General features: G+C 64.4%; 12 protein-coding genes. 3 read left to right on the top strand and 9 right to left on the bottom strand.

The features are described from left to right. Positions 1-148: 148 nt before the first annotated feature. The 5 genes from AC0IPL_RS08390 to AC0IPL_RS08370 form a co-directional block, all read right to left on the bottom strand. Positions 149-1,477: a pyruvate dehydrogenase complex dihydrolipoamide acetyltransferase gene (locus tag AC0IPL_RS08390; protein WP_474273520.1), complete on the bottom strand. Its 1,329-nt coding sequence runs from the start codon at positions 1,475-1,477 to the stop codon at positions 149-151. 12 nt (positions 1,478-1,489) lie between these two features. Next, positions 1,490-2,875 (bottom strand): pyruvate dehydrogenase complex E1 component subunit beta, encoded by a 1,386-nt coding sequence (locus AC0IPL_RS08385; RefSeq protein WP_474273519.1) that lies wholly within the window; start codon positions 2,873-2,875, stop codon positions 1,490-1,492. 29 nt (positions 2,876-2,904) lie between these two features. Further along, on the bottom strand, positions 2,905-3,894 hold the full coding sequence (gene pdhA / locus AC0IPL_RS08380) for a pyruvate dehydrogenase (acetyl-transferring) E1 component subunit alpha (RefSeq protein WP_474273517.1): 990 nt from the start codon (positions 3,892-3,894) through the stop codon (positions 2,905-2,907). A 306-nt stretch (positions 3,895-4,200) separates the two neighbouring features. Further along, entirely contained in the window at positions 4,201-4,500 is a 300-nt protein-coding gene (locus tag AC0IPL_RS08375; RefSeq protein ID WP_474273516.1) for an FtsB family cell division protein, read from the bottom strand. Positions 4,501-4,656: 156 nt separating this feature from the next. After that, a complete protein-coding gene (locus AC0IPL_RS08370) occupies positions 4,657-5,847 on the bottom strand; it encodes a phosphoglycerate kinase (protein ID WP_474273515.1) in 1,191 nt (396 codons plus the stop codon). 139 nt (positions 5,848-5,986) lie between these two features. Between AC0IPL_RS08370 and AC0IPL_RS08365 the strand changes: the two genes are divergently transcribed. The 3 genes from AC0IPL_RS08365 (at position 5,987) to AC0IPL_RS08355 (ending at position 8,179) form a co-directional block, all read left to right on the top strand. Continuing rightward, on the top strand, positions 5,987-6,493 hold the full coding sequence (locus tag AC0IPL_RS08365; RefSeq protein WP_474273513.1) for a peptidylprolyl isomerase: 507 nt from the start codon (positions 5,987-5,989) through the stop codon (positions 6,491-6,493). After that, positions 6,486-7,034 (top strand): peptidylprolyl isomerase, encoded by a 549-nt coding sequence (locus AC0IPL_RS08360; protein ID WP_474273512.1) that lies wholly within the window; start codon positions 6,486-6,488, stop codon positions 7,032-7,034. Before AC0IPL_RS08365 ends, AC0IPL_RS08360 begins: the two co-directional genes overlap by 8 nt. Positions 7,035-7,192: 158 nt before the next feature. After that, a complete protein-coding gene (locus AC0IPL_RS08355) occupies positions 7,193-8,179 on the top strand; it encodes a DUF3179 domain-containing protein (protein WP_474273510.1) in 987 nt (328 codons plus the stop codon). A 68-nt stretch (positions 8,180-8,247) separates the two neighbouring features. Here the strand turns inward: AC0IPL_RS08355 and AC0IPL_RS08350 are convergent, their stop codons facing one another. From AC0IPL_RS08350 to AC0IPL_RS08335, 4 genes are all read right to left on the bottom strand, one after another. After that, the gene (locus tag AC0IPL_RS08350) at positions 8,248-9,714 is read right to left on the bottom strand and encodes a calcium-binding protein (RefSeq protein WP_474273509.1); all 1,467 of its coding nucleotides are present in this window, start codon (positions 9,712-9,714) and stop codon (positions 8,248-8,250) included. A gap of 247 nt (positions 9,715-9,961) precedes the next feature. After that, the gene (locus AC0IPL_RS08345) at positions 9,962-10,519 is read right to left on the bottom strand and encodes a bactofilin family protein (RefSeq protein WP_474273507.1); all 558 of its coding nucleotides are present in this window, start codon (positions 10,517-10,519) and stop codon (positions 9,962-9,964) included. Then, positions 10,509-11,840 carry a DUF5930 domain-containing protein gene (locus AC0IPL_RS08340; RefSeq protein WP_474273506.1) on the bottom strand — a complete coding sequence of 444 codons (1,332 nt, stop codon included), beginning with the start codon at positions 11,838-11,840 and terminating at the stop codon, positions 10,509-10,511. Before AC0IPL_RS08340 ends, AC0IPL_RS08345 begins: the two co-directional genes overlap by 11 nt. Before the next feature lie 167 nt (positions 11,841-12,007). Beyond that, entirely contained in the window at positions 12,008-12,850 is an 843-nt protein-coding gene (locus AC0IPL_RS08335) for a ferritin-like domain-containing protein (RefSeq protein ID WP_474273505.1), read from the bottom strand. Between the last annotated feature and the right edge of the window lie 3 nt (positions 12,851-12,853).

The following is a 12,853-nucleotide window of genomic DNA, read 5'->3' as shown; positions in this document are numbered from 1 at the left end:
GCGCACAGCCGTCGAAGTTGGTGAATTTTCGCGCTTTTTTGTGCCTGCACGTCGCGCGCTCAGGCCGGGCGGCGCGCGGGTGCAGACGCAAACAGGCCGGGCATGAGGCCCGGCCTGTTGCAACTGTCTGGCATGGCTGGTGGCGCGATCAGGCCAGCATCACCATCGGGTTTTCCAGGTTGTCCTTGATCGCGTTCAGCAGTTCTGCCCCCATCGCGCCGTCGATGACGCGGTGGTCTACCGACAGGGTCACTGACATGACCGTGGCCACTGCCAGCTCGCCATCCGCGCCGACCACCGGCTTTTTCACGCCTGCGCCGACCGCCAGGATGCCCGCATGCGGCGGGTTCACGATGGCGTCGAAATTGTCGATTCCGAACATGCCGAGGTTGGAGATCGCAAAGCTGCCGCCCTGATATTCATGCGGAGCCAGCTTGCGGTCGCGGGCGCGGGCCGCCAGATCCTTCATCTCTGTCGACAAAGCAGACAGGGATTTGGTGTCGCTGTCTTGCAGCACCGGGGTGAACAGGCCACCTTCGATCGCGACGGCAACCGCCACGTCGGAGGCTTTCATCTTGAGCACCCGGTCACCGGCCCAGACCGCGTTGGCATCAGGCACCGCCTGCAACGCCAGGGCGCAGGCCTTGATGATGAAGTCGTTGACTGACAGTTTGACGCCGCGCGGCTCCAGCTGCTTGTTCAACTGGCTGCGGAACTTCAGCAGCGCGTCTAGCTGAATGTCGCGGCGCAGGTAGAAATGCGGCACCGTCTGCTTGGCCTCGGTGAGACGGGCTGCGATGGTCTTGCGCATGCCGTCCAGCTTCACCTCCTCAAAGGTGCGGCCCTCGTACATCTTGGCGACCTGATCGGCGGAGGGACCGGCCGGGGCTGCGGTTGCCGGGGCTTTGGTGGCGTCTGCCTTGGGGGCATCTGCCTGTGCCGCCTGCGGCTTGGCGTTTTCCACATCGACCTTGATGATGCGACCGCGCGGGCCGGAGCCCTTGAGCTGGCTCAGGTCCAGCCCCTTGTCGGCCGCGATGCGACGGGCCAAGGGCGACGCAAAGATGCGGTTGCCGTCTGCCCCGGTGGGGGCGGCCGGTGCAGCCTTTGCTTTGGCTTCGGGCGCGGCGCTCTTGGCGTCGGCTGGGGCGTCGGAGGGGGCGGGGGCGGGTGCCTCTGCCTTTGCCGGGGCGGCGTCAGCGCCGGTGGAGGTGTCGATGTCATCGGCACTTTCACCGTCTTCCAGCAGCACCGCGATGGGCGTGTTGACCTTGACCCCTTCGGAGCCCTCAGCCACCAGGATCTTGCCGACGACGCCTTCGTCCACGGCCTCAAATTCCATGGTGGCCTTGTCGGTTTCGATCTCGGCCAGCAGGTCGCCGGAGGCGACGGTGTCGCCCTCCTTGACCAGCCATTTTGCCAGGGTGCCTTCCTCCATGGTGGGAGACAGCGCGGGCATCAGGATTTCTGTAGGCATATCTGCGCTCCCTTACCGGTAGGTCACTTGCTTCACGGCTTCGATCACCTCATCCGTGGTGATCAGCGCGTGGCGTTCCAGGTTGGCGGCATAGGGCATCGGCACGTCCTTGCCGGTGCAGACCATGACCGGGGCGTCCAGATAGTCGAACACCTCGCGCTGCACTTCGGAGGCGATGTAGCTGCCGACGGAGCCCTGCGGCCAGCCTTCCTCGACTGTGACCAGGCGGTTGGTCTTCTTGACCGATTCCATCACCGTGGGCAGATCCATCGGGCGCAGGGTGCGCAGGTCGATGACCTCGGCAGAGACACCGTCCTCGGCCAGTTTGTCCGCGGCGTCCAGTGCGTATTGCATGCCAATGCCAAAGGAGACGATGGTGACGTCCGACCCTTCGCGCCAGATGCGGGCCTTGCCGAAGGGCACGGTGAAATCATCCAGCTTGGGCACGTCAAAGGCGCGACCGTAGAGGATTTCGTTTTCGAGGAAGATCACCGGGTTGTTGTCGCGGATCGCGGTTTTCATCAGACCCTTGGCGTCTGCGGCAGAGTAGGGCATCGCCACTTTCAGACCGGGGATCTGCATGTACCAGGCGGCATAGTCCTGGCTGTGCTGCGCGCCGACGCGGGCGGCCGCACCATTGGGGCCACGGAACACCATGGGGGCGCCCATCTGACCACCGGACATATACAGCGTCTTGGCTGCCGAGTTGATGATCTGGTCAATCGCCTGCATGGCGAAGTTGAAGGTCATGAATTCGACAATCGGGCGCAGGCCCCCAAAGGCGGCACCGGTGGCGATGCCGGCAAAGCCGTGCTCGGTGATCGGCGTGTCGATCACGCGCTTGGAGCCGAACTCGTCCAAGAGCCCCTGCGAGACTTTATAAGCGCCCTGATACTCGGCGACTTCCTCGCCCATCAGGAACACGTCGTCATCGCGGCGCATTTCCTCTGCCATGGCGTCGCGGATCGCTTCGCGGACCGTGGTCTGCACCATTTCGGTGCCCTCGGGGTAGTCGGGTTCCAGCACCTTGGCGGGCATGGCCGGAGCTTTCTCCGGCGCGGCTGCGGCGGGTTCGTCACGGGCCGGGGTGTCTTTGGCGGCGCTGTCGTCGCTGCCACCATCCGCAGAGGCGGGCTGGTAGTCGTCGGCGCTCTCGCCTTCCTCGACCAGCACCGCGATGGGGGTGTTCACTTTCACGCCCTCGGTGCCCTCTTCGATCAGGATCTTGCCGACGATGCCTTCGTCGACGGCTTCGAATTCCATCGTCGCCTTGTCGGTTTCGATCTCGGCCATGATGTCGCCGGAGTTCACGGTATCGCCTTCCTTGACCAGCCATTTGGCCAGGGTGCCTTCCTCCATGGTCGGCGACAGGGCGGGCATCAGAATTTCAGTTGCCATGTCTTGTTCTTCCCTTTCAGGTCAGCAGCTTACGCGTAGATGTCAGTCCAGAGTTCGTCGAGGGCCGGTTCCGGGCTTTCCTTGGCGAATTCTGCGGATTTGTTGACGACCTCCTTGATCTCCTTGTCGATCGCCTTGAGGTCGTCCTCGCTGGCGTGACCGCCGGTCAGCAGCATCTCGCGGACCTGCTCGATGGGGTCGCGCTCTTCGCGCATCTTCTGGACCTCTTCGCGGGTGCGGTACTTGGCCGGGTCCGACATGGAGTGGCCGCGGTAGCGGTAGGTCTTGACCTCGAGGATGTAAGGACCTTTGCCCGCGCGGCAGTGGGCAACGGCGCGTTCGCCGGCCTCTTTGACCGCCAGAACGTCCATGCCATCCACTTCTTCGCCCGCGATGCCGTAAGCCTCGCCGCGCTTCCACAGCGCCGGGGATTTGGTGGAGCGCTGGACGCTCGTGCCCATGGCGTATTGGTTGTTCTCGATCACGAAAACCACCGGCAGATCCCAGAGCTGCGCCATGTTGTAGGTCTCGTAGACCTGGCCCTGGTTGGCCGCGCCGTCGCCGAAATAGGCGAAGGTGACGCGGTCGTTGCCCTTGTATTTGTCGGAGAACGCAAGCCCCGCACCCAGCGGCACCTGGGCGCCGACGATGCCGTGGCCACCATAGAAATGCTTCTCTTTCGAGAACATGTGCATGGAGCCGCCCTTGCCCTTGGAGTAGCCACCCTCGCGGCCGGTGAGCTCGGCCATGACGCCGTCGGGGTCCATGCCACACGCCAGCATGTGGCCGTGGTCACGGTAGGACGTGACCCGCTTGTCACCTTCCTCGGCGGCGGCTTCAAGACCCACGACAACCGCTTCCTGGCCGATGTACAGGTGACAGAAGCCCCCGATCAGCCCCATGCCATACAGCTGTCCCGATTTCTCTTCGAATCGGCGGATCAGCAGCATCTCGCGGTAATACTTCGTCAGTTCCTCTGCAGAAACGTTTGGTTTCTTTGCGCTTTTTCTAGCGGCCATGGTGGTCAGCTCCTCCTGTGGGCTAGATAGTTTAGTGTTAAACAAACTGATACAAGGTTTTGCTCTAAGTGAATAGTGTTATTGTGACGCAAGGTTTGCAACCAGTCTTGTGCGCAAAGTCGAGCAGCCCCGCCGCCGATGGGCGCGGGGTGGACGGGCTGTGGGTTGAAACGATTTGTGTGGAACGCAGGGCAGGCCTTGCCGGGGCGGGGGCACTGCCAGGGCGGAGAACGGCTTCAGCTGTGCGGGTCCACGTTGCGACGCGACGCCGGTTGCACCAGACCGCGACGGTCGGCGGATCTCTGCTCAGCGAATGACGATCTCGTCCGCGCGCACCAGACCCAGCACGCTGCGGGCCTGTTCGTCCAGAAGATCAAGGTCGAGGTAATCGTCCGAGAGGCGGCGGGTGAGGTTTTCCATCTCGGACGTCTGGGCCTGCAGACGGCCGAGATCTAGGCGCAGCTCTTCGGCTTCGGCCTGGATCTCGACCCTGCGGAACAGACCGTAATCGCCCTGCACTGCGGCAAAGGTGAAATAGGCGCAGAGCGCAAAGGCAATCGCAAAGAATGCAATCGCCCCAAACGATGGGCGGGCGTTACGGGTCACGTGGGAGCTGCCTGTATGCTACTGCTCAAGATTTTGGTGATGCGCCGTTTTCCGGCGTCTGAGGTCACTATGCCACAGCCGATTCGGGATGGGAATCCCAAATCGTCGGCTGGTTGGTATTTCTGGCCCGGCACGGTGCCGGGCCAGGTAAGGGCATTACGACGCCAGCGCCGCGACGCCGGGCAGGGTCTTGCCCTCCATCCATTCCAGAAAGGCGCCGCCCGCGGTGGAGATGTAGCTGAAGCGCGCTGCCGCGCCGGAGGCGTTGAGCGCCGCCACCGTATCGCCACCACCGGCAACCGAGACCAACTCACCAGCGGCGGTCAGCTCGGCCGCCCTCAGCGCCGCGGCATTGGTGGCAGCGTCAAAGGGGGTCAGCTCAAAGGCGCCCAGCGGGCCGTTCCAGATCAGCGTCTTGCTGGCGGCAAAGACGTCGGCGATGCGGGCGACCGAGGCCGGGCCTGCGTCCAGGATCATTGCATCATCGGGGCAGGCGTCGGCCGCCAGCAGCTCATGCGGGGCGTTGGCTTCAAACTTGCGGGCGACCACGATGTCGCTGGGCAGGATGATCTCGCAGCCTTGCGCCTTGGCCTTGGTCAGGATTTCGCTGGCGGTGTCGGTCAGCCCATGTTCCGCCAGCGAGCTGCCGATGGCGTGGCCCTGCGCCAGCAGGAAGGTATTGGCCATGCCGCCGCCGATCACCAGGTGATCGACCTTCTCGATCAGGTTGGACAGCAAGTCCAGCTTGGTCGAGACCTTGGCACCGCCGACAACGGCTGTCACCGGGCGTTTGGGCTGTGCCAGCGCGCTTTCCAACGCCTGTAGCTCTGCCTGCATCAGGCGGCCGGCACAGGCGGGCAACAGGCGGGCGATTGCCTCGGTCGAGGCATGGGCGCGGTGAGCAGCGGAAAAGGCATCGTTGCAGTAGATGTCACCCAGCGCCGCCATGCCTGCGGCCAGATCGGCGTCGTTCTTGGTCTCACCGGCGTGAAACCGGGTGTTCTCCAGCAGCAGAACCTCCCCCGCCTTCAACGCGTCCGCCGCGGCGGTGGCACCGGCGCCGACGCAGTCTGCGGCAAACATGACTGAACAGCCAAAGGCGGCTTCGAGCGCGGGAACCAGCTGTTGCAGCGACAGCTCCGCCTTGCGTTCGCCGCCGGGGCGACCAAAGTGGGCCAGCAGGATCGGGCGGCCGCCTGCGGCCAGAATGTCGCGCACGGTGGGGGTGATGCGCTGGATGCGGGTGTCGTCGGTCACGCGGCCATCTGCCACTGGCACGTTGATGTCCACACGCACCAGCACGCGCTTGCCGTTCAGGTCCATGTCGTCGAGCGTCTTCCAGCCCATGCTTGAGCCCCCCTATGGTCAAAAAGCGGTTAAATCCGGGGGTTGTTTCGGGGGTTTTTGCGCATCAGTCAATGCTCCCTTGGCATTTGCCGACGCTACCCTTAACAATCGGGGCAAATTTCGACGACAGGAGGGCCACATGGCCGAGATCAAGGATCCCGAAAACACCGTCATCATCGAACTGAAAGACGGCAATGTTGTGATTGAACTGCTGCCCGACGTGGCGCCCAAGCATACCGAGCGCATGAAAGAGCTGGCCCGCGCCGGTGAATATGACAATGTCTGCTTTCACCGCGTGATCGACGGTTTCATGGCGCAGACCGGCGATGTGGCCAACGGTGACATGGAAGATGGTTTCAACATCCGCATGGCGGGCACCGGCGGCTCTGATCTGCCGAACCTGCCGGCCGAGTTCTCCAAGCTGCCGCATGACCGTGGGACCATCGGTGCGGCGCGTTCCGCCAACCCGGACAGCGCCAATTCGCAGTTCTTCATCAACTTCAAGGACAACCACTTCCTGAATGGCCAGTACACCGTCTATGGCCGCGTCATCGAGGGCATGGAGCATGTCGACGCCATCACCCGTGGCGAGCCGCCTGCGAACCCGGACCGGATGATCAGCGTCAAGGTGGCCGCGGATGCGTAAAACGCTGACAGCGCTGGCCTTGCTGGCGGCGGGCCCGGCCCTGGCAACCGGCCTGGAGGTCCAGGTCGAGGGCGAGGCCAATGGCACCGTCAAGATCGACCTGTTCGAGGATGTGGCGCCCAAGCACGTCGAACAGATCACCGCGCTGGCGTCCGAGGGCGCCTATGACGGCGTCGTGTTCCACCGGGTGATCGACGGCTTCATGGCGCAGACCGGCGATGTCGAATTCGGCAAACTGGGTGGCGACATGGGGATGGCGGGCCGTGGGGGCTCGTCCCGTGCAGATCTGCCGGCCGAGTTCTCAGACCTGCCGTTTGACCGCGGTGTGGTCGGCATGGCCCGGTCGCAGAACCCCAACAGCGCCAACTCGCAGTTCTTCATCATGTTTGATGCGGGCCATTTCCTGAACGGCCAGTACACGGTTGTCGGCGAGGTGACTGAGGGCATGGACGTGGTCGACGCTATCAAGCGCGGCACCGGCGGCAATGGTGCCGTGGTCGGCCAGCCCGACGTGATGTCCAAGGTCAGCGTGACCGAGTAAGCGGCGCCGCACAGGCGTTCAACGGCGGCCCGTTCCTGCATGGCAGGGGCGGGCCGTCCTGCGTTTGGCTGCCGCACAACTGGCGTCACAAGCCCGTGTGAATGTCTGGCGCAGGCGGCGCTGGCCCGCCTAGACTGACCACAACGGGGAGGTCTGCCATGCTGAAACACCTGTTGATCGTTGTTCCATTGCTGCTGGTGCAGTGGTTGGGCGCGCCCGCCGCGGCGGATCCCGCGGTCTGGACGCGGGAATGGCCGCAGACCGATTTCGGCCGAACCACGGTGCAGGACTGGCGTCAGATCCGCTCTGGCGGGGTGGCAAAGGATGGCATCCCGGCGCTGGATGCGCCGCAGTTTCACCCGGCCGCAAAGGCGCGCGGGCTGCGCCCGCGCGAGCCGGTTGTCACGCTGGAGCTGGGCGCAGCCACGCCGCGCGCCTATCCGCTGCGCTACCTGACGTGGCACGAGATCGTCAACGACACCGTTGCAGGCGTCCCGGTGGCGGTGACTTATTGCCCCTTGTGCAATTCGGCGGTGACCTTTGACCGGCGGGTCAGGGCAGGCGGTGCAGCGCGGGTGCTGCGCTTTGGTGTCACCGGCAAGCTGCGCCATTCGGATATGGTGATGTATGACCGCGAGACGCAGAGTTGGTGGCAGCAGGCAAGTGGCACTGGTATCGTCGGCGCGATGAGCGGTGTTGAGCTGACGCTGCTGCCCAGCTGGGTCGAAAGCTGGGCCGCGTTCACCGCCCGCAACCCCAACGGGCTGGTGATGGCGCAGCCGCGCTACAATCGGCAATACGGGCGCAACCCCTATCGCGGCTATGACACCGCGGACTGGCCATTCCTGTATGACGGCACGCCGCCACCCCATGGCATTGCACCGCTGGCGCGGGTGGTGCGGGTCGGTAATCGAGCCTGGCCGCTGACACGGCTGGCACAGGCGGAGGAGATCCGCGAGGCGGGCGTGGTGCTGAGCTGGCGCGCAGGGCAGGCCTCGGCGCTGGATGCGGGCAGCTTGGCAAAGGGCCGCGACATCGGATCGGTCCGGGTGCGCGACGGCGCGGGCCGGGATGTGGTGCATGACGTGATGTTCGCCTTCGCCTTTCACGCCTTCTGGCCTGACGGCAAATGGATGCTGAAATGATGCCTGGACCGCAACAGCTGCGTCGCATTCGGCGCGGCTGTTGCGATGTGTGATGCGGGGCCAGTTGGTCAGAACAGGAAGTGATCGCCGTGTTGCAACTGGTCCAGGGTGACATCCTCTACCAAGACCGTCACGTTGGAAAAGGCAACCAGCACATCATCGCCCTGCTGGGTGAATTCCAGCTGTTTCATGCGCGACGCACCACGGCCGATTTCGATCAGGTCGATGCCGATGGTGAAGTCGGTGATCGTGTCATTGCCATGGCCTTTGTGAAAGACGAATGTATCCGCATGTTTGCCGCCGGTGAGCCGATCGTCGCCCTTGTAGCCTGTCAGCATGTCTCGGCCCCCGTCACCGGACAGCTGGTCGCCGCCATTGCCGCCCGTGAGCGTGTCATTTCCGGACTGCCCGCTCAGATCGTCATCGCCGTTGCCACCGCGCAGAAGGTCGTTGCCCCCGCCACCCTGCAACTGGTCGCCGTGATTGCCGCCAGACAGGTCATCTCGGCCGGCGTCGCCCATCAGCGTGTCACGGCCGTCGTCGCCCCGCAGGGTATCCTCGCCGCCGCCGCCTTTCAGCCTGTCCCAGCCGGAGCCCCCCTCGAGCAGATCGAGGCCGCCGTTGCCCATCAGCGTGTCATGCCCGTGGTCGCCCAACAGACTGTCGTTGCCGCTGCCACCTGCCAGTTTGTCCGCATCGGCGCCGCCGTCCAGCCTGTCGTCCTCGGCACCACCATGCGCCGTGTCCTGGCCTGCACCGGCCAGGATCCGGTCCGCGCCGCTGTCGCCGCTCAGGCGGTCATTGCCCAGTCCGCCGGTCAGGCTGTCGTTGCCCGTGCCGCCATGAAGGGTGTCAGCCTGGTGGCCGCCAGTCAGCGTGTCCGCGCCGCTCTGGCCATACAGCAGACCGGGCCCGCCGTCGGCGGTGAGCGCATGGCGGTCGGCGCTGTAGCCTCCAATGTGGACATTGACGCTGCCATCGTGGAATTCGATCCGCTCGATATTGCGCAGTTGATCCCGTTCGCCGCCCGCGCTGGAGAGCAGCAGCCTGCCGTATTCCAGCGAAATATCGTAGTCGGCGCTGGCCCCATTGGCGACAAACGTGTCAAAGCCGGTGCCGCCGTCGACATAGTCGCTGCCCGTGCCTGTTTGGATACGGTCGTTGCCCGCGTAAGTCTCAATATAATCATCGCCGTTGTAGGCAGAGGTGTACACGTCATCGCCAGCCATGATCCGGGTCATAACGGTGTCCAAACTGCCGTAGACGATGTCGGCGTAGCTCACGGTGAAGTCTGTCGCCGAGACAACCAGCGCATGATTGTAGCTGAGAGAGAAGGCGTTCATCGAACTGCCGGAGGACAGGTTTCCCCAGGTGTCGAAATAGAAAGTGCCGTGAAGGGTCAGGCTCAACCCGTTTACGCTGGCGCTGATCTGACTGCTGGTGAGCGTATCGATCTGCACATCGTTGATGTCGACACCGCTGAGGTCGATGGAGCCAAGCCGGTTTGATTGGTCGGTAATGAGGATGTTTGCCATGTAGTTTGCCTAATGCCGGTCGGGCTTCGCCGCCTTGGGTTGTGCTTGCCGCTCTGGTACACGCCGGGCGAGCGGGGGTAAAGGGCAGACATCGCGGAGAGTCGGCTGCGCCGTAAGCCGATATGAAAAACCGCCGCAGTGTAAAACTGCGGCGGTTTCGAATTGCGCATCCACATGGCCGGATCTGACACGGCTTTGCCCGTGCCGGCTGCCAGCCACGGGACCCGTGCCCGTCGGTCGTGCGGCGTCAGCCGTCGGTCTTGTGGGCGGCGGTGGCGGCCTGTACCGCGGCCGAGGGTGCCTGCTTTTGGGCAGGGGCAGCTGTCGAAGGTGCCGCGGCCGGGGCGGATTTGCGGCCACCGGGGTTCAGCGGGTCGTCCTGGCGCTGCACGGAGCCTTCGAAATGAGCGCCGGATTCAATCGCGATGGTCTTGTGGATGATGTCGCCTTCGACCCGCGCGGTGGAGGTGAGGCGCACCTTCAGCCCGCGCACGCGGCCCACGATGCGGCCATTGATGACGACATCATCGGCGGTGACTTCGCCCTTGATGGTGGCGGTTTCGCCAACGGTCAGCAGATGCGCACGGATGTCGCCCTCGACGGTGCCTTCGACCTGGATGTCGCCGGTCGTCTTGACGTTGCCGGTGATGTGCAGATCAGAGCTGAGCAGCGAGGCGGCAGGCTTGGGCTTGGGGGCGCTGCTGGTCTTGTAGTCGCTGACCGGTGCTGCAGGCGTGGCGGTGGGCGCCGGAGTTGCGTCGGCCTGTTTCGGTCCGGGCTCGTTGATTTTGCTCTTAGAAAACATTTCTCGCAGCCTTGATGTAGATCATGGGGTTTACTGGTTGCCCGTTGACCCTGACCTCGTAATGGAGGTGGGTCCCGGTGGACCGTCCGGTGTTACCCATATCAGCAATGTGATCCCCGCGCGAGACCCTTTGGCCCTTTGTCACGCGGAGTTTCGAGTTATGGGCGTATCTGGTTTCGATGCCGAAGGCATGGCGGATGGTGACCATCCGGCCATAGCCCGATTGCCAACCCGCATGGGTCACCACGCCATCGGCGGTGGCATAGATGTCGGTGCCGGTGCGACCGGCAAAATCCGATCCCTTGTGCAGTCGCCGCCCACCGGTCTTGGGATCGCGGCGATAGCCAAAGCCGGAGGACTGGCGCACGAGGTTCAGGTTGACCGGCGTTGCAAAAGGCGCCTGCTGGGCAGCCAGCCGGTAGAGGTTCAGCTCATCCAGCTTGGCCAGGATGCTGTTGGCGCGCTGCTCTTCCAGCGTGGGTGCCTCCCCGCGCGTCGACATGGCCAATGGCTCCAGCGGGCCGCCCTGGCCGTTGTAGCCGCGCCGCACCTGCTCCAGGATCCTGTCGGTGGGCATGCCGGCGCTGCGGAACATCTTGTCCAGTGGGGTGACAGAGACCTCAACCGCTTCTTCCAGCTGGCGGAAGATCTGGTTGTTGCGCTCATCCATCAGCTGCAGTTCCAGCTCCAGCGCGTCGCGTTCGCCGAGCGCGGTCTCGGCATCGGCGCGGATCTGATCGCGTTCGGCTGCGGTGTCGTTGAGCGCATCTGCCATCAGTTCCATCTGCGCCGCGGCGCTGGCGATCACCGCGGGCGCGGTGTTTTCGCCTGTGCTCTCCTGCTTCAGCACCGCCAGTTCGCGCCGGGCCTGATCGCGTTGGGTCATGGTGTCGCGCAGGGTGCTCTGGATCACCTCGATGCCGGTCTCCAGCTCGCGGCGGCGGGTTTCGGAGGCCAGCAGTTCGGACTGCATCATGGAGATCTGGGTGAGCGCCGCATTGAAGCGTTCCTGCGCGGCCAGCGCCTCCTCGGCGCGGGCGTCGCGTTCGGTGGAGATTGCGTTCAGCCGTTCGCGGTACGTCTGCTGGTCGCGCTTGGCCAGTTCGCGAAAGTTACCCGAACCGATGCTGTCCATCAGCACGATGGCGGTGGCGACGATGGTCCAGGCGGTGAACAGGGTGATGCCGGCGACGGCGATGAGCTGGGTTTCCGAGCGCAGCCGGATGAACCGCGTGTCGCTGTCAGATTTCAGAAAGACGCGCCGTTCCGGAAAACGGCGTTCGAGAAAGCTGTGGATTCTGATTGCGAGCCGTGTGCGCAAAGCCGGGTCCCTCGTTCCGTTCCTCGCCGACGGCGCGCTGGCCTGCCGGATCCTCGCGAAGTGAATAGACAGGGCAGCGCGCTTGGGCAAGCCCGATGACCCGATGCGCCGCCCACGGGGCGTAAGTGGGCAAGGATAGGCGGGTTTCTGCCGAAAACCCCGCGTACTCAACCGCCGGGCAGGGGGCGGTCCTGATCGGCCAACGGCCAGTAGAAGTCCGGCGGCAGCCCGGCGTCGGCGCGCTTTTCCTCGTTGAAGGGCGGTTTCAGGGCGCCGTGGAAATATTTGCGCACCAACCCGTGGAAGACCTCTTTGGGGTCCAGATTGTCGCGACCGCAGAGGAAATTGAACCACTTGGAACCGTAGGCGACATGGCTGACTTCCTCGGCATAGATCACCTCCAGCGCGTCGACGGCCTGGGTGACGCTTGCCTTGCGGAAGATCTCGATCATACCGGGGGTGACATCCAGGCCGCGGGCCTCCAGCACCATCGGCACCACGGCCAGCCGCCCCATCAGGTCGTCGGCGGTGTCCTCGGCGGCGCGCCACATACCCGCATGGGCCGGCAGGGCGCCGTAATGGCTGCCCTGCGCCTCCAGACAGTCGCACATCAGGTTGAAATGCTTGGATTCTTCATCCGCGGCCTGCACCCAGTCGTCGAAAAATCCCAGCGGCATTGGGACATGAGAGAAACGGGCGATGATGTCCCAGTGCAGATCCACGGCGTTCAGTTCGATATGGGCGACGGCGTGCAGTAGTGCGATGCGTCCCTGCGGCGAGCCCGGCTTGCGCTTGGGCACCTCGCGCGGGTCGCGCAGCTCCGGCTGGTCCGGGCGGGCCGGGTGCAGCGGCGGGCGGGCGGTGCCAATGGCAATCTCGGGTGCCTCGCCACGGCGATAGGCCTGCCAGTCGGCGGCATGACGACGCGACAGCGCGGTTTTTGCGCGCCCGTCGGCGGTGGTCAGCACCTCGGCGGCGCGTTGGGCTAGCGTCAGGGGCGTTTGGGGCATGCG

It is taken from the genome of Leisingera sp. SA32, assembly GCF_056033425.1.
The sequence above is the reverse complement of the archived record's forward strand: the minus strand, read 5'-3'. Positions and strand labels throughout refer to the sequence as shown.